This is a genomic window from Gillisia sp. Hel1_33_143, from assembly GCF_900104765.1.
In the GTDB taxonomy this organism is placed as follows: Bacteria; Bacteroidota; Bacteroidia; order Flavobacteriales; family Flavobacteriaceae; genus Gillisia.
In genome coordinates, this window is record NZ_LT629737.1 from 1,141,857 (window position 1) to 1,161,892 (window position 20,036).

Consider the following 20,036-nt stretch of genomic DNA (forward strand, 5'->3'; position numbering starts at 1 on the left):
GTTTAAAATACTGAACACAAGATACTTATTATTTCTTACCATTTAAAATAGGAAGGAAGAGGAAAGAGAGTCCTCCAACTATCACAATTAAAAGGGTTTGTGTTCCCCATGCTATCCATCCAAAAGCCTCTCCATCTTGCTTATCTATCCCAAAAAGCATCATACTCGCACCTATGGCAATGGGATAGACCCCAATTCCGCCGTTTGTTGCAGAAATAGCAAAAGATCCAACTACAAATGCTACCATCACTATTCCAAAGGAGGTGTTGGCAAGTTCTGGAACGGTGAAAATGATCACATAGAACATGAGCACGTACATAATCCAAATAAATAAAGTGTGGAATAGAAAACCCCACTTATTCTTCATTTTTAAGATGCTACGCATTCCTTCTAACAATCCTTTTGCGAAATTCTTAAATTTCACAAAGATGCCATGTTTAGATCTTTTTATAAGTTTAAGAGCGATCACCCCAAAAGCTAAGATTGCCAATAGAACTCCAAATGTAAGAATTGGGTTTATTTGATTGTTCTGAAAGTAGGCTAAAAGGTCATCGGTTTGCATGATCATGGCTATTCCAACCACTAATAATAGCATTATAAAATCTGCTATTCTCTCTGATATGATTGTACCGAAAACTTTTTCAAACGGAATATCTTCATAAGTAGAAAGACTTACTCCTCTTAAGATCTCTCCCGATCTAGGCACTCCAAAATTGGCCAGATAAGCTACCATTACCGCCATGAACTGATTGGAGAATTTAGGCTTATAGCCCATAGGCTCTAAGAGATAGCTCCATCTATATGCTCTAGAGAGGTGAGATAACAAACCAAACAGCATAGAAAGTAGGATAAACCATGGGTTTGCAGCAGTAATATTGTCTAGAAGGTCTTGTCTTTCTTGAGGAGTGGCACTATTCAATGAGTACCAGATCAAAAAAACTCCCAGTGTTAGTGGGAGTATGATCTTTAAAATTTTTATGATAGATTTTTTCAAGAAGTTAAATCAACAAATTATTTTCTTCATTTGGGAATACTAAAGAAGGCTTGAAAGATTTTGCTTCTTCAAACTCCATAATAGCATAGGTTATTAAAATTAAAATATCCCCTTGTGCAACTCTTCTTGCGGCGGCACCATTTAAAGTGATCTCTCCAGAATTTCGTGGTCCCGGAATAGCATAGGTCTCAAGACGTTCCCCGTTGTTATTATTAACGATTTGAACTTTCTCCCCTTCAATTATATTTGCAGCATCCATAAGATCTTCATCTATGGTAATACTTCCAATATAATTAAGATCTGCCCCGGTACATTTTACGCGGTGTATTTTAGATTTTACTACGTGAACTTGCATTGGTTTTAATTTAATAATTGAGAGCTATATTATCTATAAGCCTTACATCTCCTGCGTACACAGCTATAAAGGCACGATATTGTGCTCCAGATACTTGTTTGTTTATGGTTTTTAACGTGTTGCTATCTGCAATTTCAAAATACTCTAACTTTAAAAATGAGTGAGAATTAAACTGCTTTTGCACCCATTCTGTTATGTTCGAGGCATTTTCTGTGCCAAACTTTTCTTTAACCGTTTGAAGGATCTTGTATATGATAGCTGAATTTTCACGTTCTTGAGCCGTTAGTCGTTCATTTCTAGAACTCCTTGCTAAACCATTATTTTCCCTGTCTATTGGGCATCCAACTACATTTACGGGTAAATTGTGTTTCTCAGTAAGTTTTTTAATGATCTGAAATTGCTGATAATCTTTCTCACCAAAAAATGCCATATCTGGTTGTACCAGTTCAAATAGCTTTTTAACTACAGTTCCTACTCCGTTAAAATGTCCGGATCTAAATTTTCCTTCCATTTCAAATTCAAGTCCATCATATTCAAAATGTTCAGCCTTAACAGAATCTCCATATAATTCAGATGCATTTGGAGCAAATACAATTACATTTAGATTTAATTCTTCTAAAAGAGCTACATCAGAATTTAATGTTCTGGGATAGTTTTGAAGATCTGAAGGATTATCAAATTGGGTTGGATTAATAAAAATACTCACCACAACTAGGTCACATTTTCTTGCTGCTTGTATCACCAAAGACAAATGTCCTTGATGTAAAGCACCCATGGTAGGCACGAATCCTATGGTAGTTTCGTTAGATTTAAATCCTGAAATTACCTGTTGTAAGGCGGCTTTCTCTTTAATTATCTGCATTTTGTTGTAAAATTAACAGCGTGCAAACTTAATATAATACTAGCAAACTGCATAAAATTTTGTAATTTTGCGTGTTTTTTATTCGCAAAAGCAAAAAATTTATGAAAGATAAGAGGATATTGTACGTATCATCTGAAGTAATTCCTTACCTGCCTGAAACCGATATATCATCTATGTCTTTTGAAGCCGCTAGAATGGTAAATGGTCTTGGAGGTCAGATAAGAATTTTTATGCCTCGTTATGGCAATATCAATGAAAGGAGACACCAACTGCACGAAGTAATAAGATTATCTGGGATGAACCTTGTAATTGATGATCTTGATATGCCATTAATTATTAAAGTTGCCTCTATTCCAAAAGAGAGAATGCAGGTTTATTTTATTGATAATGAGGATTACTTTAAGAGAAAAGCGACATTAACAGATGAAGATGGAAAATTATTTTCGGATAATGATGAAAGAGCTATTTTCTTTGCAAAAGGAGTGATCGAGACTGTGAAAAAATTGAACTGGTCACCAGATATTATTCACGTTCATGGCTGGTTGTCTTCACTTTTACCACTGTACCTTAGAAACTACTACGGGAATGAGCCGTTATTTTCTGGCGCAAAAATTGTAACATCGGTATACAATCAAAGCTTTGATGAGACGTTAGATAAGGATATGTATAAAAAAGTGCTTTTTGATGGTTTAGAAGATGATAGTGTAAGTCATCTTAAAAAACCGAATTACGTCAATCTTATGAAAACAGCTGTAGATAACTCTGATGCTGTTATTACAGGTGGGGATAATATTCCAGACGAATTGAAGAAGTATCTTGAAAAGTTAGACAAGCCGGTTCTTGGATATAAATCGCCAGAAGAGTTTTCTTCTGCTTACCAAGAATTCTACACTACCAAAGTATTATCAGAATAAATTAATCAATTTCGAATGATTTTATTGAAACGCTTACGCTTTATGCCGTTAATGCTATTAACGGTTTTGGCTTTTATATCTTGTGATGAAGATTATAATACTATTGGAGGAGATCTTATTGGAGGTCAATTAGATTCACTTCCAAGATACAATCCTGGAGTAATTGCTTATTCTAAAAAATTAGGACCGGTACAAACTAACAATCTTCCGGTTAATCTTTTAGGAGTTTATAAAGATCCGGTATTTGGTTTGCAATCTGCAAATGTACTTACTCAAATTTCTTTAGCTACATTGAATCCTAACTTCGGAACAGAACCTGTTTTGGATAGTGTGATCCTTACGTTGCCTTACTTTAGTACTCAGATAGATACAGATGAAGATGGGGGTGCGGTGTATCAATTAGATTCTATTTATGGAACCTCACCAGTTAAATTAACAGTTCGAAGATCTAATTATTTTTTAAATGATTTTGACCCTACTGATAATTTTCAAAATCGCCAGAAATATTTCTCCAATCAGGCAGATGTGTTTTCTTCATCCTTAATTGGAGACCCGTTATATTCTAATGATAGCTTTAGACCTACTAACAATAGAGTGAGTTATGCTGAAGTTAACAGTAGTACAGGGAATTTAGATACTGTTCAAAAATCACCAAGATTAAGGGTTGCTTTAGATAAAGACTTTTTTCAGCAAAATATTATAGATAAACAAGGTTCTCCAGAGTTATTTAATAATAACAACTTTAAAAATTATTTTAGAGGATTATATTTTTCTGCGGAAGCTGTAAACGGAGATGGTACTTTGATGTTGCTTAATTTTGCAAATAGCGATGCTAATATCAAATTGTATTATAGGTCTAAAGTAGCAGATACCAATGATTCAAATGAAGATGGAGATACAACAGATCTAATTTACTCGCCTGCTTCCTTTACGTTAGATTTTAATGCAAATAGAGTTAACACGTTATCTCAGGATTTTCCTGCAGAATTCCTTCAGTTAATAGAAGGTTCTAGCGAAGACTTAGGAAGTAAGAACCTAGTTTTAAAAGGTGGTGCTGGTAGTATGGCTGTTATTGAGCTATTTGAAGATGAGGAAGAAATACAGCTAATACGTGATAATAATTGGCTTATTAATGAGGCAAGTTTGGAGTTCTATGTAGATCAAAGTAAAATTACAGGTGGAGATGTAGAGCCAGAAAGAATTTATGTGTATGATATCGAGAATAATATTTTCTTGCTAGATTATCAGATCGATCTAACATTAGATGCAGATAGACCTTTAAATTCTGGAACTACTTTTGCATCTAGATTAGTGAGAGATGAAGATGGCAATGGAGTGAAATATAAAATAAGAATCACAGAACTTGTGAAATCTATTTTAGACGAAAATTCAGATGTTAGAAAATTAGGTGTTGTAGTAACTCAAAATATTAATTTAACGAGCAATGCCAGTTTAAAAAATTCTATAGCTTTAAGTGATGATGATATATCTACAGATCTTGTTATAGATAGGATCCCTACAGGTTCTGTTATTAGCCCAAAAGGTACCGTGTTATATGGTAATCTTGCTGATGATGAAGACAAGAGATTAAAGTTTAATATTTATTATACAGAAACAAACAATTAAAGAATATGTGTGGAATTGTTGGATATATTGGATTTAGGGAAGCTTATCCAATTGTATTAAAGGGATTACAAAGATTAGAGTACAGAGGTTATGATAGTGCGGGTATTGCACTTTATGATGGAGAAGAGCTTAATCTATGTAAGACAAAAGGAAAGGTAGCAGACCTTAAAGCAAAATTTGAAGAGACCGGAACTTCTACGGAAGGACATGTTGGAATAGGGCATACCAGATGGGCAACTCATGGAGTTCCTAATGATGTGAACTCTCATCCTCACTATTCAAATTCAGGGAACTTGGTGATCATTCATAATGGGATTATTGAGAATTACTCTGCATTAAAGAAAGAACTTGTAAAAAGAGGGTATACTTTTCAGTCTGATACAGATACAGAAGTTTTAGTGAATCTTATTGAAGATGTAATGTCTAAAGAAGATATAAAGCTAGGAAAAGCTGTTCAGATCGCATTAAATCAAACTGTTGGAGCTTACGCAATCACAGTTTTTGATAAGAGAAAACCTAATGAGTTAGTTGTAGCAAGATTAGGAAGTCCTTTGGCTATTGGAATTGGTGAAAATGAATACTTTATTGCATCAGATGCTTCACCATTTATTGAGTTTACGAGTAATGCTATCTATCTTGAAGATGGAGAGATGGCAGTGGTAAGATTAGATAAAGAGATCAAGGTTAGAAAAATTCAGGATGATACACTAGTAGATCCTTATGTACAAGAATTACAACTTAATCTTGAGCAAATTGAAAAAGGTGGTTATGATCATTTCATGATGAAAGAGATCTACGAACAACCTAACGCAATTACAGATACTTATAGAGGTAGAATGCTTGTTGACGAGGGCATCATTAGAATGGCTGGTGTAGATGATAATATAGATCGTATTGCCAATGCTAAAAGAATTATTGTTGTTGCTTGTGGTACTTCATGGCATGCCGGTTTAGTATCAGAATATATCTTCGAAGATTTAGCAAGAATACCTGTAGAGGTAGAATATGCTTCAGAATTTAGATATAGAAATCCTGTTATTTATGAAAATGATGTGGTAATTGCTATTTCTCAAAGTGGAGAAACTGCAGATACTATGGCAGCTATTAAATTAGCTAAAGAAAAAGGGGCTTTCGTATTTGGAGTATGTAATGTGGTTGGATCATCTATTTCTAGAGAGACAGATGCAGGTGCTTATACACATGCCGGACCAGAAATTGGTGTAGCTTCAACCAAAGCATTTACAACGCAGATCACCGTTTTAACCTTAATGGCTTTAAAGCTTGCTAAGTATAAAGGTACTATCTCAGATTCAGACTTTAGAATGCACTTGCAAGAGTTAGATAGAATTCCTGCTAAGATCACTAAGGTGTTAGAAGAGAACGAACATATTAAAGTAATTGCAGATAAATATAAAAATGCTCCAAACTGTCTTTACTTAGGTAGAGGTTATAATTTCCCGGTAGCACTAGAAGGAGCGCTTAAGTTAAAAGAGATCTCTTACATTCATGCAGAAGGTTATCCTGCTGCAGAAATGAAGCATGGTCCTATTGCTTTAATAGATGAATTGATGCCGGTAGTTGTTATTGCAACTAAGAAAGGACATTATGATAAAGTGGTAAGTAATGTACAGGAGATCAAATCTAGAAAAGGTAAGATCATAGCTGTTGTTACGGAAGGTGATGAAGAAGTAAGAAGCTTAGCAGATTATGTAGTAGAGATTCCTGAAACCTTAGAATCTTTAACTCCATTATTAACTACTATTCCATTACAATTGTTGTCTTACCATATAGCAGTAATGTTAGGTAAGAACGTAGATCAACCAAGAAACTTGGCTAAATCTGTTACTGTTGAATAGGCAGAGTATAGCATAAAAGTTAAAACCCTTTCGGAATATTCCGGAAGGGTTTTTTATTTTTAAATAATAGGAATTTATATTTTCTTCAACCCTATTTACATTTGGCGTAGTTAAGTTGAATGATTTTAATGAATAGAGAAGATTTTAATTTCTCGAAAAAAGTTGCGTAAGAGCCTGTTTTATTTTATAAAGAAAAACTATCTTTGCAGCCTGAAAATGAATTTTGGTATATTCTTATTTATAGGAGATTATCAAATAGAATTATAAAGATTTTAATATTAAACTTTAAAGAATTAGATAATGTCTAAAGTCACAGGTAAAGTTGCACAAATCATTGGTCCTGTAGTTGATGTAGTTTTCAACTCAGATAATGCTGATTTGCCTAAAATTTACGATTCCTTAGAAATTACCAGAAAAGATGGTTCTATTTTGGTTTTGGAGGTACAATCTCACATTGGTGAAAATACAGTAAGAACTGTATCTATGGATTCTACTGATGGATTGAGCAGAGGTGTAGAAGTAATTGCTACTGGAGCACCAATCCAAATGCCAATTGGAAAAGAGGTTTATGGTCGTTTATTCAATGTAATTGGAGATGCCATAGATGGAATGGATAACTTGCCTAAGGCTGGTGATGCTGGATTGCCAATTCACCGTCAGGCACCAAAATTCGAAGATCTTTCAGTTTCTACTGAAGTTCTTTTCACCGGTATTAAAGTAATTGATCTTATTGAGCCTTATGCAAAAGGTGGTAAGATTGGTCTTTTTGGTGGAGCAGGAGTTGGTAAAACTGTATTGATTCAGGAACTTATTAATAACATCGCCAAAGGTCACGGTGGACTTTCAGTATTTGCTGGAGTTGGAGAAAGAACTCGTGAGGGGAATGACCTTTTAAGAGAGATGTTAGAGTCTGGAATTATTAAATATGGTGATGACTTTATGCATTCTATGGAAGAAGGTGGATGGGATCTGTCTAAGGTTGATAAAACAGCTTTAAGAGATTCTAAAGCAACTTTCGTATTCGGACAAATGAATGAGCCACCTGGAGCACGTGCTAGAGTTGCACTTTCAGGACTTACAATAGCAGAATATTTCCGTGATGGAGCAGGAGATGGACAAGGAAAAGATGTACTTTTCTTCGTAGATAATATCTTCCGTTTTACACAAGCTGGATCTGAAGTGTCTGCACTTCTTGGACGTATGCCATCTGCGGTAGGTTACCAACCTACATTAGCAACTGAGATGGGTGCCATGCAAGAGCGTATTACCTCAACTAAAAATGGATCTATTACATCTGTACAGGCGGTTTACGTTCCTGCAGATGATTTAACTGACCCGGCACCGGCAACAACCTTTGCTCACCTTGATGCAACAACGGTATTGTCTCGAAAGATTGCAGAACTTGGTATTTATCCTGCAGTAGATCCTTTGGAATCTACTTCAAGAATCCTTACTGCTGGAATTTTAGGTGAAGAACACTATAGTTGTGCACAACGAGTTAAAGAGTTGTTACAACGTTATAAAGAATTACAAGATATTATTGCTATTCTTGGGATGGAAGAACTTTCAGAAGAAGATAAGCAAGCGGTATATAGAGCAAGACGTGTACAACGTTTCTTATCTCAACCTTTCCACGTAGCCGAACAGTTTACAGGTCTTAAAGGAGTGTTGGTAGATATTAAAGAAACCATCAAAGGATTTAATATGATTATGGATGGAGAATTAGATCACTTACCAGAAGCTGCTTTTAACCTTAAAGGGACTATTGAAGAAGCTATTGAAGCTGGAGAGAAAATGTTGGCAGAATCTTAAAATAGAATTGAGTATTGAGTAGTTAGTATTTAAAACTCACTACTCAATACTAATTACTCAATACTGAAAAAATATGTATTTAGAAATTGTTACTCCTGAAGCAGTAGTATTTGGCGCAGAAGTAGAAGCTGTGAAAGTTCCCGGAATAGATGGGGAATTTCAAATGCTTAATCATCATGCTGCTATTGTTTCTCTTTTAGTGGAAGGAGAAGTGAAGATCAATTTAGCATCTTCTGCAAATCCAGAAATGATAAAGAGTCTTTCTAAAGATTTTAGACAAGAAGGTTCTAATGTTTTTTTCTATCCTATTAAAGGAGGAGTGCTTGAAATGAAGGATAATAAAGCCATTGTTCTAGCAGATTAAATAGCATAACACAATATTTAAAATCCCAAATTCTAATATTTAGAGTTTGGGATTTTTGCTTTTATAGATTTTATATAGCGATTTTCTTATCATTACCACAAAAAAAAAGCCAGCTCCAATGAAACTGGCTTTTTTAATAGTTATAATTTTACTTAGATTTTAACCAAGTTTCTCTCATTTTTACCGCTTTCTTGTCTGCCTTTGCGTCTATGCTGATGGTGTAAGCGGGATCCTCTTCTAAAGTAACTTCCGTTTTTTGTTCTTGTCTATTTCTAACTATTACAAGTTGAAGTTTATCACCAGACTTTTTTGATTTTAAAAGCTCTGACCATGCTTTTTTGCTTGAGATAATTGAATCGTTTGCTGCTTTTATTTCATCTCCTTCAGATAAAAATGCTTTATAAGCAGGGCTTTCATTTTTCGGATTACTTGAAATAATTAATTTATTATCATCTTCTTTTACCGACGCCCCGAAGTATGCCGATTCTTTAAGCTGTTCTAATTTTAGTCCTACAGTTTTTAGGAGATCAGCATATTTAGGCATTTCGCTTTTGTAGATGTAATTACTAAAAAACTCATCTGCAAATTCTTGCCCTGCATACTTAGCTAATGTTGTTTGAATATCTTTAATAGTGTAAGCAACTTCTGGTTTCCCATAAGTTATCCACATCAATTTCATGAAATCGTCCAGATTAAGGTTATTTTCTCTTAATTTCAGATCTAATGCTAATCCTAAAATACTTCCGTAGGAATAATAAGATATAAAAGTATTTTCTCTATTTACCGCATCTACAGAAGTTGCAGCATCTACAAAGGGAGCCTGATAGCTCATCTCTATAGGGTTAAAATATTTGTGAGCAGGAGAATTCCAAACATAATTAAAAGTGCCGTTTAAGCTCTTTATATAATCTTCAGGACTAATGATTTTAGCTCGAGTTAAAACAAGATTGGTGTAGTAGCTTGTAAAACCTTCTGCAAACCATAAAGAACCAGACATGTTTGCTTTTGTGAAATCAAAAGGTTCTAGATCTGCAGGTCTAATTCTTTCCACATTCCAGGAATGAAAATATTCGTGAGATACGGTGCCAATATTTCCTTTCATTCCTCCTTCAGCTAAACTTTCTACATCGGTTAAAATAGTGCTGTTTCTATGTTCCATTCCGTCGCCTGTAACATTTGGCATATAGCAAGCCAAAAAAGTGTAGTTCCCAAAGTCATATTTTGGTAATTCTCCAAAAATCAACTTTTGCTGTTCAACTATTTTTTTGACCTTTTCAAAATACTCATCGAATTCTTGCTTAGTACCTGGATGATGTAGTGCAAAACGAATGTCTTGACCATCTATATTAAATGATCTCAAATCAAAATCACTAATTTCCATAGGACTATCCATAAAATAATAAAGATCTGGAGCAGCATATTTTGTGGCAGAAAGCTCTTTTAATTGAGTTGCGACTTTCCAGTTTGAATTTGCTGGAATATCAATGGTAACTTCAATAGGTCTATGCTCTAAAGTTTTGCTGAAGATGAAAGTAGCTGGAATATTTAAATGTGCATGGGTGTTGTCTACTTGAGAATACGTTCCGTCTCCATGATTGGCAAAGAGCGTATAGGAGATATTTACGGTTCCATCATGATCAGAAATTTCCCAAGAATAAGGGTCCGGTCTTGAGGTGGTAAGTTCTTCCCCTTTGCCATTGGTGGCTTTTAAGTTGTAAACGTTTTTAGCAAATTCATGAACCGCATATCTCCCGGGAGAAGATCTGCTCATTTCAACTTTTAAAGTATGACTTTTAATGTTTGGAAATGTGGCGTTTACTGTAGCTTCATGATGTGCTGCATTTTCAAATGATATTTGATAAGTATTGGTTTGGCCGAAGGATACTGCTGTAATAAGCAGGAAAAAAAGAAATTTATACATAGATATTTTTGAATTTGGACTCTAAATTAATCAATTCCTAAAACCTTGAACTTAATCTTCATTTATATATTCTAAAATATCCCCCGGCTGACAATCTAATGCTTTACAGATTGCTTCCAAAGTGGAGAATCTTACTGCTTTTGCCTTCCCTGTTTTAAGGATCGAAAGATTTGCAGTGGTAATTCCAATAAGTTCAGCCAGCTCATTGCTTTTCATACCTCTTTTCTCAAGAACTGAATCTAGATTTATGTTTATAGACATACTTAAACGGTTAGATCGTTTTCTTCTTGAAGGGATTTAGCCTTTTTGAAAATATAGCTCAAGTATATCATAAACAGTCCAAAACAAACTGCCATAAAATTGGAATCAAATGAAAATATATGTATACCTATATCTCCACTTTTTCCACAAACTATATTTGAAAACATGGTATAGATAGATTTTAAAATTACCAGAAGAATAATCAATTGTCCTAATAACTTTAGACTGGAAATTTGAAAACGATTAAATAATTCAGATTCGAAAAGGGAACTAACAATTTTTTTAAATACATATAGGCTAAAAATAAAACCTAGATTTAAAAGTATGGAGGTAATTATTAAAGCAATTACTGGAAATTCCCATCTAAAAAATGTTACACCTAAAAAGTCTAAGAGAAATTTTGATTCAGGGAAAAATGGTATAAAAAAGATTCCAATAATATTTAATAAGACAGAGGCAATGACAACTATAAAGACAAAGTTCAGGAAAAATTTTAACGGTTTTAATGGTGTTGTAAATGGACTCATATTGATGATTTATATAAATTAAACGGTTAGATCGTTTTCTTCTTGAAGGCTTCTAGATTTTTTAAAGAGCTTACTCATATAAATAAAAAACAAACCTATTGATAGAATAAAAAGACTGCTATAATAACCAGAATCTACGGAAACGCCAATTTCCAATCTTTTTTCTAGTAGCATCGTGGAGAAAAAGTGAACTATAAACTGCAGTACTACAGATAGAACAATAAGCTGACCAATTAGTCTGAACAAAGCAATCTGTAATTTTGTGAAAAATGAATTCTTAAAAAAACTTCTTATCAATTTTCTCAAGAGGTATATAGCATAAGTGCTTAATAGTGTAACAGCAAAATTGCTAATTATTAACAAGCCTGACGAGAAGCTCAAATCCACAATTTCCTTTTGACTATCATTTATGGTAACCGTAAAAGGTTCTCCATAGAGTATAAGCATCAAATAAGTAAAAAAAGAGAAAATAACGTCAATTATCAGTATGATAAAACAAATGTCAATGCTCAGTTTAAGAAGTTGTAAAGATTTCATCTCTATTAAATTATCGTTTTACAATAACAAACATAAATATTAATTATCGAAAAACAATAATTTATTATTATTTTAATTTTATAGATTTACTGTATGCATAATTTTTTAAGAAACCAATTAGCATAATACAGGTAATTTCATTTTTAAGATTGTAACCGTTTAATGATCTAAATAGTGTTGCATTAAAGTAATATTTACCTACACAAACCTCAATAATTCCTATTATATTTGCGAAGAACTGATTTTTAGATTCACTCATGCTAATAGCAATACTTTTAGGGTTTATATTTTCTCTGTTCTTGGTAGTTGCCGGAAAGATTTTTAAAGGCAAACTAGCAGTACTTTCGGCTGCAATCCCTTTATCATTATTTGTTTATTTCATTCAATTTATTGGTAGAATAGCCGATGGAGAAGTGATTAGACAGAACTTTGAATGGATTCCATCATTTGGAGTTAATTTGGGTTTTACACTAGATGGTTTATCGCTCCTCTTTTCTTTGATGATCACAGGAATTGGTTTTCTCGTTTTTGTGTACTCATCGGTCTACCTCAAAAATCATAAATATTTAGATAGATTTTATGGTTATCTCAGTATGTTCATGGCTGCAATGCTTGGCTTGGTACTTTCAGATAACTTAATTTCATTATTTGTATTCTGGGAACTTACCAGTATAAGCTCCTTTTTTCTAATTGGATTTAATAACTCTAATCCGGCATCTAGAAAATCTGCAATTACTGCATTGGCTATAACCGGATTAGGAGGAATGTCATTATTAGCAGGAGCTATTTTCTTAGGATCAGTTACTGGTACTTATAATATTTCAGAAATGTTGGCTATGAGCAGTGATATTGCTGCCAGTCCTTTTTATGCCCTTATCGTTATATTAATGTTTGGTGCGGCATTTACTAAATCTGCTCAGTTCCCATTTCATTTCTGGTTGCCAGGAGCTATGAAAGCTCCAACACCGGTTTCTACTTATTTGCACTCGGCAACTATGGTAAAAGCTGGGATTTATTTGTTAATGAGATTAACACCTGTACTGGGTAATCAAGAATTATGGAATTCTACCTTGATCATTATTGGGGCGATTACAATGGTTTATTCTGCTATCCATATAATTTTTAGAACAGATCTTAAAGGAATCTTAGCGTATTCTACAATCTCAGCCTTGGGTATCTTGGTTTTCTTAATAGGTCAAGGTACGGTAGATGCTTTGTTTGCTGCTGCTGTTTTTATAATAGTTCATGCTTTATATAAAGCAACATTATTCCTTATCACCGGAATTATTGATCTCAAAACTGGAACTCGAGACGCAACCAAATTAAGAGGATTAGGAAGGGTTTTATTTCCTGTTGCTATCGCCGGATTCTTAGCTGCAATATCTAGTGCGGGAATTCCTCCAAGTATTGGTTTTATAGGAAAAGAACTTACTTATGAGTCTACTCTGCATTTGGTTAACAGCCCGGTATTGTGGGTAGCACTTATTATTATTACTAAAATATTGTTGCTTTATGGTGGATTTGTTGCCGGAATAAGACCTTTTGCCGGTAAACTTCCTGATGATTATAAAGATCTAACTTTGCCAAGCATTCTATTATGGTTACCTCCAGTAATTTTAGCATTTGCTGGAATCTTATTTGGTATAGTGCCAAGTTTAATAGATGAATCTCTTATTAAGCCAGTAGTATCTGCAATGGGTGTAGATGGAGCAGAGGTTCATTTAAAGTTATGGCATGGCTTTAGTACGGTGCTATGGTTAAGCTTATTCACTATTACCATAGGGACTATCATGTATTTTACCATGAAGCCTACCAAGGCATTAGAAGCTAAGATTGCTCGTTTAGAGTTTATATCTCCACACACTATTTCTACAAAATTATGGGTATTTGCAAATTTCTTTGCTGCCAAATGGACTAAATTTTTTCAAAACGGATATCTAAGAAATTATGTATCAACCATTATAGTAGTTCTTATAGGGCTGCTAGGATATGCCCTGTTTAGAATAGCCACTTTTTCTGTTAATTATTCTAATCTTTCTGAGATTACTTTTTATGAAGCTTCTCTTTGTGCAATCATGCTGGTAGCCGTTCTATATACTGTATTTACAAAATCTAGATTAGCTGCGGTGGCTGCAATGAGCATAGTTGGATATTCCATTTGTATGCTGTTTGTAATCTATAGTGCACCAGATCTGGCAATGACTCAGTTTTCTATAGATACCTTAACCGTAATATTATTTGTATTAGTACTTTATAGATTGCCTAAATATTTGATACTTTCAGATTATAAAGTCCGAATTAAAGATGGGATCATATCATTAACTTTTGGAGCTATAATTACCATACTAATTCTAGAAATACTTGCTGAGCCTATGAATACTGAGGTAAGCGATTTCTACGCTAAAAACGCTTATCTTTTAGCTCATGGAAAAAATGTGGTAAATGTGATACTTGTAGATTTTAGAGGGGCAGATACCATGATAGAGATTTCCGTACTGGCAATAGCAGCCATAGGAGTTTTTGGATTGCTTAAATTGAGATTGAAAAAAAGTGACAAACGATAGACGGAGAAGATCTGAATTAAAAACTAAGAAGTAATGAAAACCATTATATTAAGAACAGCAGCTACCTACCTTTTGCCGGTTCTCTTGCTGTTTTCTGTATTTATTCTTTTAAGAGGACACTATTCTCCTGGAGGAGGGTTTGTGGGAGGCTTAATTGCTTCCATAGCATGGGTGCTTCATGCATTTGCTCACGGTCTGGAAAGAACTAAACCTTTAATTAGAATACATCCTGGATTTTTAATGCCGGTAGGATTAAGTCTTGCTTTTTTAAGCGGAATTTTTCCAATCATATTTGCAGACATGCCGTTTATGACGGGAATGTGGTATCCTCATCATATCCCGATACTAGGATCTCTAGGAACTGCTATGTTCTTTGATACTGGAGTATATCTAGTAGTGGTTGGAGTTACCCTTACCATTATTTTTACAATTACAGAATCTGCTTAAATTATGGAAGTACTTTTAGCTATTATGATTGGAGTGCTTTATGCGGCAGGTATCTATATGATCCTTCGCCGAAGCCTCGTAAAACTTATCTTAGGAATTATCATTCTTGGGAATGGTGCCAATCTGCTTATATTCTTATTAGGAAGAATTGTAAAAGGGCATCCTCCAATTATTCCTGGAACAGATAAGATCTTTCATGATGTTTACGCAGATCCGGTGCCGCAGGCATTAATATTAACTGCTATTGTTATTAGTTTTGGATTACAATCCTTTGCTATCATTCTTATTAAAAGGGCGTATAAAGTGGTTAAGACTGATGATTTAGATGAAATGAACGCCATAGACCAAGATTCATGACAGAACAAATAGTTTTATATCCTCTATTGCTGCAGTTGTTTTTAAGCATTCTATTGATGTTCTTTTGGAACAAGATAGAGGTGCAAAAGATAATTAGTATAGTAGGAAGTGTTATAAGTGTAGCAGTATCCATTTGGTTATTTGCTTATATTATTGATGGGGGAACACAAACAGTGCAAGCGGGTAATTGGAAAGCTCCGTTTGGGATCATCTTTGTTGCAGACACACTCTCTGCTACATTAGTGCTTCTTACCGCAATATCTGGTCTGGCGGTTGCCAGTTTCTCTTCTGCCTCTGTTGTTGCAGCGAGGCTTAGATTTGGATATTTCCCAATACTCCATTTTCTTTTATTAGGACTTAATGGAGCGTTCTTAACTGGAGATATTTTCAACTTATACGTATGGTTCGAGATCATAATTATTAGCTCATTTGTGCTTATTACATTGGGAGGAGAAAAGGCTCAGGTGGAAGGCGCAGTAAAGTATTTTACACTGAATATCTTGGCTTCAACCATCTTTTTAACTGCAATTGCGGTGCTATATGGTTTAACTGGAGCTTTGAATATGGCAGATCTTTCTGTTAAGGTTGCAGCTATAGAAAATAGAGGTCTGGTAGAGATTACAGCCATTTTATTTCTGATAGCGTTTGGTACCAAAGCTGCAGCATTCCCATTGTATTTTTGGCTTCCGGCGTCCTACCATACACCGCCATCGGCAGTTTCTGCGATCTTTGCAGGTTTACTTACCAAGGTTGGGGTATATGCCCTTTTAAGGGTATTTACATTGATATTTGTTGGAGATGTATTTCTTCAAAATACCATCATTGTAATGGCAGTGTTAACGCTATTTAGTGGAGGTCTTGGTGCCTTAGTGCAAAATAACCTAAGAAAAGTATTCTCATATCTCATAATCTGCCATATAGGGTATATGATTGCAGGACTTGGATTGTTTACTGAAGTTGCTATAGCAGGAACGATCTTTTATCTTATACATGATATTGTTGTAAAAACAAATTTGTTCATGGTAAGTGGTTTAATGTATAGAATTCGAGGAACCAATAGCGTGCAGGCAATGGGTGGATTGTATAAAGATTATCCAAAATTAAGCTTACTAATAGCAATACCATTATTTTCATTGGTAGGGATTCCTCCATTATCTGGATTTTGGCCAAAGATATCCTTGTTAAAAGCTGGTTTTACAACGCAACAATGGTGGCTGGTAGGAGCAATTCTCTTTGCTAGTTTAATTACTTTATTTATTATTGCCAAGATCTGGGCTGCGGTAGTATGGAAAGATAAACCGGAATCTGAATTGAAAACTAATTTCAGATATTTTGCGAATCTTTCGAACGTCAAAAAAACTCAGATGATCGCTCCTATTATATTTCTATCTCTGGTATCTTTATATATAGGTTTTGGAGCAGAGCATATACAACAGCTTTCCTCTAGAATCGCAACAGAACTTATGGATAATCAGCAATACGTAGAAGCAGTATTGCATAATACTCAAATCTTGAAGTAATGAAGAATAGGTTCTTATCTAACATAATGCTTACAGTGATCTGGGTAGCGCTAACGGGAGATTTTACCTTCCCTAACTACCTGTTTGGATTTGCTCTTAGTTTCTTATTGCTTAGAATGATCACCACGGGTAGAACTAATACTAAGTATTTTAGAATAGTTCCCAAGGCCATAGCCTTTGTATTCTTCTTTTTATACGAGCTCTTAAAAGCGAATTTAGAGGTAGCATATGAAGTGATGACGCCCAATTATAATATGACTCCGGGTATTGTAAAGATACCGTTAGATGTAAGAACTAATATAGAGATCACCTTGTTGGCAAATCTTATTACACTAACTCCGGGTACCTTAAGCTTAGATGTTTCTAATGATAAAAAGGTACTTTACGTACATTCTATGTATATTAAGGATAGAGAAAGTTTTATTGCCAGCATTAAGAACGGATTTGAAAAACGTATACTGGAAATTTTTAGATGACATTAATAGATTTTTTAAGCTACTTTGTAATTCCGGTCCTTACAGTTTCGGTTATTTTAATAGTGATAAGATTCATTAAGGGTCCTAGCATTATAGATAGAATAATTGCGGTAGATTTAATTATTACCACAGGGATTGGATTTATTGGAACGTATTCTATACTAACCAATCAGCCGGCATTTTTAGATGTTGCCATGATCCTTGCGCTTATTGCGTTCTTGGGGACGGTAGCATTTTCATACTATATTCAAAAAAGAAATAAATAATGACAGAAATTGCTGTAGGTGTATTGGCTTTCTTTGGGACGATCTTTGTTTTCCTTGCTGCAGTAGGGATCATTAGAATGCCAGACACATATTTACGAATATCGGTGACTACTAAAGCTGCTACCTTAGGGATTGGGTTACTTATGCTAGCTGCAGCCATCTATTTTCAAGAACTTTCTATTACTACACGAGTAATGGCTATTATCTTATTCATTATACTTACAGCACCTGTGAGTGGTCATCTTTTGGGGAGAACCTCTTATTTTTCTGGGATTAGATTGTGGAAGAATTCTGTTATGGATGATCTGGATGGGAAATACCAAAAACACTCTCAGATCTTAAAGAGTGAAACAGATGATACACCAGAGAATAATCTCAGTCATATTAAAGATGCTGAAGATTAGGAATATTCTTTAAAAATGATGTTTTGCTATAGTAAACTCAACACATTTACCTTTAAGATAATAGCTACACATTTATTTTCTTAGCTACGCATGTATAAAATGTAGGTCAATATTAATAAGCAGTATGCAAAGATCTCCTATAAAATTAGTGCGAAGCCTTGAGAGCAGAAAATCTTCTAATTCCTTTCGTACACTAAAACCTCAGTCTAGTCTTATAGACTTTTCTTCTAACGATTATTTAGGATTTTCTCAAGATGCACAAATTTATGACGCCTCTCATAATTTATTATCAGATCTAGATCTTAAACTAAACGGGGCTACAGGATCTCGCTTGCTTTCAGGAAACCATTTGGTATACGATCTGGCAGAGCAAATGTTGGCAGATTTTCATCATGTAGAAGCGGGTCTGATCTTTAACTCCGGTTATGATGCCAATATTGGTTTTTTTTCTGCAGTGCCACAACGGGGAGATATTATTTTTTATGATGAGTTATCTCATGCTTCAATAAGAGATGGGATTGGTAGCAGTAACGCGAGATCTTATAAATTTAAACATAATGATCTCTCTCATCTTAAAGCTTTAATTGAGAAGAATTCTGGTGATACCAATCAATTTGATATTTATGTAGTTACAGAATCTGTTTTCTCAATGGATGGTGATATGCCAGATCTTAAAAATTTATCAAAACTGTGTGAAGAATTTGATTGTTTTTTAATTGTAGATGAAGCCCATGCTACGGGTATCTTTGGAGCCGCCGGAGAGGGCTTAGTGCATAAGCTCGATCTTCAAGATAAGGTTTTTGCACAGATCAATACCTTTGGAAAGGCTATAGGGTGCCATGGAGCAGTAATATTAGGCAGTAACTTGCTTAGAGAATATCTTATTAATTTTTCAAGAAGCTTTATTTACACCACTGCTTTAAGTCCTCATGCAGTAGCAACCATCTATTGTGCGTATGAAAAATTGAAAAGTGATGCTTCAGAAATTGAAAATTTAAAACAGAATATTAAGATCTTTAAGGATGAAATTATCTTCCAAGAACTGAAATTGTATTTTGTAGATAGTCAATCTGCAATCCAAAGTTGTATCATTCCTGGAAACAGCAATGTTAAATTGATAGCAGAGCATTTAAAAAATAACGGTTTTGAAGTAAAACCTATATTATCTCCAACAGTTCCCTTAGGAAAAGAAAGACTTAGATTCTGTGTACATAGCTACAATTCAGCAGAAGAAATTAGAACTGTTCTAAATCTCTTAGGTAACTTTGTAAAACGATCTTGATCTCACTTGAGATAGAGTGATCTTATTTGTTTATGGCTTGAGATCTTAATTTAATTTGAAACATCAATGTCTACATATTTTATTACAGGAATAGGAACTGAAATTGGAAAAACCATCGCTTCAGCAATTGTAACAGAAACTTTACAAGCAGATTATTGGAAACCAATACAAGCGGGAGATCTGGATAATTCTGATACCCATAAAGTCCAGAATTTGATCTCTAATGAAAATACAATTTTTCATCCTAACAGCTTTTCACTAAACACTCCTATGAGTCCGCACGCAGCTGCAGAGATTGATGGAGTTAAAATGACTTCAAAGAATATTAATAGACCGAAGTCTACTAATAGGAATATGGTAATTGAAGGCGCCGGTGGTTTATTAGTACCTATTAGCGATAATGAGGTAATTGCAGATTTAATTTCTCCAGAAGATAACGTATTGGTTGTTTCCAGACATTACCTGGGAAGCATCAACCACACCCTGCTAACTCTTGAAGCACTAAGATCTAGAGGACTTCACATTGCAGGAATTATCTTTAATGGAGAAAAAAAAGAGTCTACAGAGAGCATTATATTAAAAATGAGTGGAGTTCCTTGTGTGGGTAGAATTGATGTGGAGCCTTATTTCGATAAAAATGTGATTAAAGAATATGCAGAGAAATTTAAGGAGAGTCTTAAAGGTCTCTAGA

Annotated in this window: 22 protein-coding genes; 14 read left to right on the forward strand and 8 right to left on the reverse strand. The window is 34.4% G+C overall.

The genetic code is table 11. The annotated features are described in order from the left end of the window. Positions 1 to 28: 28 nt before the first annotated feature. The 3 genes from BLT84_RS05075 to panC are packed head-to-tail and all read right to left on the reverse strand — an operon-like array spanning position 29 to position 2,211. Positions 29 to 994, reverse strand: coding sequence for a YbhN family protein (locus BLT84_RS05075; RefSeq protein WP_091263347.1), 966 nt, complete (start codon positions 992 to 994; stop codon positions 29 to 31). 4 nt (positions 995 to 998) lie between these two features. Beyond that, complete coding sequence (panD, locus tag BLT84_RS05080; RefSeq protein WP_034886978.1) at positions 999 to 1,349, reverse strand: aspartate 1-decarboxylase; 351 nt, start codon at positions 1,347 to 1,349, stop codon at positions 999 to 1,001. A 10-nt stretch (positions 1,350 to 1,359) separates the two neighbouring features. Beyond that, complete coding sequence (gene panC, locus BLT84_RS05085; RefSeq protein ID WP_091263349.1) at positions 1,360 to 2,211, reverse strand: pantoate--beta-alanine ligase; 852 nt, start codon at positions 2,209 to 2,211, stop codon at positions 1,360 to 1,362. Positions 2,212 to 2,312: 101 nt separating this feature from the next. On the opposite strand from panC, the gene BLT84_RS05090 reads away from it, so the two are divergent. The 5 genes from BLT84_RS05090 (at position 2,313) to BLT84_RS05110 (ending at position 8,783) form a co-directional block, all read left to right on the forward strand. Further along, positions 2,313 to 3,125 carry a glycogen/starch synthase gene (locus BLT84_RS05090; protein WP_034886976.1) on the forward strand — a complete coding sequence of 271 codons (813 nt, stop codon included), beginning with the start codon at positions 2,313 to 2,315 and terminating at the stop codon, positions 3,123 to 3,125. 15 nt (positions 3,126 to 3,140) lie between these two features. Further along, the gene (locus BLT84_RS05095) at positions 3,141 to 4,751 is read left to right on the forward strand and encodes a DUF4270 domain-containing protein (protein ID WP_091263351.1); all 1,611 of its coding nucleotides are present in this window, start codon (positions 3,141 to 3,143) and stop codon (positions 4,749 to 4,751) included. 5 nt (positions 4,752 to 4,756) lie between these two features. Further along, complete coding sequence (glmS, locus tag BLT84_RS05100; RefSeq protein WP_034886974.1) at positions 4,757 to 6,607, forward strand: glutamine--fructose-6-phosphate transaminase (isomerizing); 1,851 nt, start codon at positions 4,757 to 4,759, stop codon at positions 6,605 to 6,607. A 300-nt stretch (positions 6,608 to 6,907) separates the two neighbouring features. Continuing rightward, a complete protein-coding gene (atpD, locus tag BLT84_RS05105; protein WP_091263353.1) occupies positions 6,908 to 8,419 on the forward strand; it encodes a F0F1 ATP synthase subunit beta in 1,512 nt (503 codons plus the stop codon). A gap of 73 nt (positions 8,420 to 8,492) precedes the next feature. After that, positions 8,493 to 8,783, forward strand: coding sequence for a FoF1 ATP synthase subunit delta/epsilon (locus BLT84_RS05110; RefSeq protein ID WP_034886972.1), 291 nt, complete (start codon positions 8,493 to 8,495; stop codon positions 8,781 to 8,783). Between the two features lie 148 nt (positions 8,784 to 8,931). Here BLT84_RS05110 and BLT84_RS05115 read toward each other — a convergent pair whose 3' ends face one another. The 5 genes from BLT84_RS05115 to BLT84_RS05135 all read right to left on the reverse strand — a co-directional run bounded on the left by BLT84_RS05115 (position 8,932) and on the right by BLT84_RS05135 (position 12,288). After that, positions 8,932 to 10,704 (reverse strand): M61 family metallopeptidase, encoded by a 1,773-nt coding sequence (locus tag BLT84_RS05115; protein WP_091263355.1) that lies wholly within the window; start codon positions 10,702 to 10,704, stop codon positions 8,932 to 8,934. Positions 10,705 to 10,755: 51 nt separating this feature from the next. Further along, a complete protein-coding gene (locus BLT84_RS05120; protein ID WP_034886970.1) occupies positions 10,756 to 10,965 on the reverse strand; it encodes a helix-turn-helix domain-containing protein in 210 nt (69 codons plus the stop codon). 2 nt (positions 10,966 to 10,967) lie between these two features. Then, a complete protein-coding gene (locus tag BLT84_RS05125) occupies positions 10,968 to 11,492 on the reverse strand; it encodes a DUF2975 domain-containing protein (protein WP_091263357.1) in 525 nt (174 codons plus the stop codon). 18 nt (positions 11,493 to 11,510) lie between these two features. Further along, positions 11,511 to 12,029, reverse strand: coding sequence for a DUF2975 domain-containing protein (locus tag BLT84_RS05130; protein ID WP_091263359.1), 519 nt, complete (start codon positions 12,027 to 12,029; stop codon positions 11,511 to 11,513). A 67-nt stretch (positions 12,030 to 12,096) separates the two neighbouring features. After that, a complete protein-coding gene (locus BLT84_RS05135) occupies positions 12,097 to 12,288 on the reverse strand; it encodes a hypothetical protein (protein ID WP_034886968.1) in 192 nt (63 codons plus the stop codon). Here BLT84_RS05135 and BLT84_RS05140 point away from each other — a divergent pair. The 9 genes from BLT84_RS05140 (at position 12,287) to bioD (ending at position 20,035) form a co-directional block, all read left to right on the forward strand. Then, a complete protein-coding gene (locus tag BLT84_RS05140; protein WP_034886967.1) occupies positions 12,287 to 14,593 on the forward strand; it encodes a putative monovalent cation/H+ antiporter subunit A in 2,307 nt (768 codons plus the stop codon). The genes BLT84_RS05135 and BLT84_RS05140 overlap by 2 nt on opposite strands. 33 nt (positions 14,594 to 14,626) lie before the next feature. Beyond that, positions 14,627 to 15,040, forward strand: coding sequence for a Na+/H+ antiporter subunit B (locus BLT84_RS05145; RefSeq protein WP_034886966.1), 414 nt, complete (start codon positions 14,627 to 14,629; stop codon positions 15,038 to 15,040). Between the two features lie 3 nt (positions 15,041 to 15,043). Continuing rightward, positions 15,044 to 15,397 carry a Na+/H+ antiporter subunit C gene (locus BLT84_RS05150; RefSeq protein WP_034886965.1) on the forward strand — a complete coding sequence of 118 codons (354 nt, stop codon included), beginning with the start codon at positions 15,044 to 15,046 and terminating at the stop codon, positions 15,395 to 15,397. Further along, positions 15,394 to 16,917 carry a proton-conducting transporter membrane subunit gene (locus BLT84_RS05155; protein WP_034886964.1) on the forward strand — a complete coding sequence of 508 codons (1,524 nt, stop codon included), beginning with the start codon at positions 15,394 to 15,396 and terminating at the stop codon, positions 16,915 to 16,917. Before BLT84_RS05150 ends, BLT84_RS05155 begins: the two co-directional genes overlap by 4 nt. Further along, positions 16,917 to 17,393 (forward strand): Na+/H+ antiporter subunit E, encoded by a 477-nt coding sequence (locus tag BLT84_RS05160; protein WP_034886963.1) that lies wholly within the window; start codon positions 16,917 to 16,919, stop codon positions 17,391 to 17,393. Before BLT84_RS05155 ends, BLT84_RS05160 begins: the two co-directional genes overlap by 1 nt. Next, the gene (locus tag BLT84_RS05165; protein WP_034886962.1) at positions 17,390 to 17,659 is read left to right on the forward strand and encodes a cation:proton antiporter; all 270 of its coding nucleotides are present in this window, start codon (positions 17,390 to 17,392) and stop codon (positions 17,657 to 17,659) included. Before BLT84_RS05160 ends, BLT84_RS05165 begins: the two co-directional genes overlap by 4 nt. Then, positions 17,659 to 18,063 (forward strand): monovalent cation/H(+) antiporter subunit G, encoded by a 405-nt coding sequence (gene mnhG / locus BLT84_RS05170; protein WP_034886961.1) that lies wholly within the window; start codon positions 17,659 to 17,661, stop codon positions 18,061 to 18,063. The genes BLT84_RS05165 and mnhG overlap by 1 nt, the downstream gene beginning before the upstream one ends. A gap of 124 nt (positions 18,064 to 18,187) precedes the next feature. Then, positions 18,188 to 19,345 carry an aminotransferase class I/II-fold pyridoxal phosphate-dependent enzyme gene (locus BLT84_RS05175; protein WP_091263361.1) on the forward strand — a complete coding sequence of 386 codons (1,158 nt, stop codon included), beginning with the start codon at positions 18,188 to 18,190 and terminating at the stop codon, positions 19,343 to 19,345. Between the two features lie 66 nt (positions 19,346 to 19,411). Continuing rightward, complete coding sequence (bioD, locus tag BLT84_RS05180; RefSeq protein WP_091263363.1) at positions 19,412 to 20,035, forward strand: dethiobiotin synthase; 624 nt, start codon at positions 19,412 to 19,414, stop codon at positions 20,033 to 20,035. Position 20,036 lies beyond the last annotated feature (1 nt).

Bases quoted from the DNA above. Each gene is read 5' to 3' on its own strand.
- BLT84_RS05115 (WP_091263355.1), bottom strand. From the start codon at position 10,704: ATGTATAAATTTCTTTTTTTCCTGCTTATTACAGCAGTATCCTTCGGC.
- BLT84_RS05135 (WP_034886968.1), bottom strand. From the start codon at position 12,288: ATGAGTGAATCTAAAAATCAGTTCTTCGCAAATATAATAGGAATTATT.
- panD (WP_034886978.1), bottom strand. From the start codon at position 1,349: ATGCAAGTTCACGTAGTAAAATCTAAAATACACCGCGTAAAATGTACC.
- BLT84_RS05125 (WP_091263357.1), bottom strand. From the start codon at position 11,492: ATGAGTCCATTTACAACACCATTAAAACCGTTAAAATTTTTCCTGAAC.
- atpD (WP_091263353.1), top strand. From the start codon at position 6,908: ATGTCTAAAGTCACAGGTAAAGTTGCACAAATCATTGGTCCTGTAGTT.
- glmS (WP_034886974.1), top strand. From the start codon at position 4,757: ATGTGTGGAATTGTTGGATATATTGGATTTAGGGAAGCTTATCCAATT.
- BLT84_RS05155 (WP_034886964.1), top strand. From the start codon at position 15,394: ATGACAGAACAAATAGTTTTATATCCTCTATTGCTGCAGTTGTTTTTA.
- BLT84_RS05095 (WP_091263351.1), top strand. From the start codon at position 3,141: ATGATTTTATTGAAACGCTTACGCTTTATGCCGTTAATGCTATTAACG.
- BLT84_RS05110 (WP_034886972.1), top strand. From the start codon at position 8,493: ATGTATTTAGAAATTGTTACTCCTGAAGCAGTAGTATTTGGCGCAGAA.
- BLT84_RS05145 (WP_034886966.1), top strand. From the start codon at position 14,627: ATGAAAACCATTATATTAAGAACAGCAGCTACCTACCTTTTGCCGGTT.
- BLT84_RS05175 (WP_091263361.1), top strand. From the start codon at position 18,188: ATGCAAAGATCTCCTATAAAATTAGTGCGAAGCCTTGAGAGCAGAAAA.
- bioD (WP_091263363.1), top strand. From the start codon at position 19,412: ATGTCTACATATTTTATTACAGGAATAGGAACTGAAATTGGAAAAACC.
- mnhG (WP_034886961.1), top strand. From the start codon at position 17,659: ATGACAGAAATTGCTGTAGGTGTATTGGCTTTCTTTGGGACGATCTTT.
- panC (WP_091263349.1), bottom strand. From the start codon at position 2,211: ATGCAGATAATTAAAGAGAAAGCCGCCTTACAACAGGTAATTTCAGGA.
- BLT84_RS05130 (WP_091263359.1), bottom strand. From the start codon at position 12,029: ATGAAATCTTTACAACTTCTTAAACTGAGCATTGACATTTGTTTTATC.
- BLT84_RS05150 (WP_034886965.1), top strand. From the start codon at position 15,044: ATGGAAGTACTTTTAGCTATTATGATTGGAGTGCTTTATGCGGCAGGT.
- BLT84_RS05140 (WP_034886967.1), top strand. From the start codon at position 12,287: ATGCTAATAGCAATACTTTTAGGGTTTATATTTTCTCTGTTCTTGGTA.
- BLT84_RS05120 (WP_034886970.1), bottom strand. From the start codon at position 10,965: ATGTCTATAAACATAAATCTAGATTCAGTTCTTGAGAAAAGAGGTATG.
- BLT84_RS05090 (WP_034886976.1), top strand. From the start codon at position 2,313: ATGAAAGATAAGAGGATATTGTACGTATCATCTGAAGTAATTCCTTAC.
- BLT84_RS05160 (WP_034886963.1), top strand. From the start codon at position 16,917: ATGAAGAATAGGTTCTTATCTAACATAATGCTTACAGTGATCTGGGTA.
- BLT84_RS05165 (WP_034886962.1), top strand. From the start codon at position 17,390: ATGACATTAATAGATTTTTTAAGCTACTTTGTAATTCCGGTCCTTACA.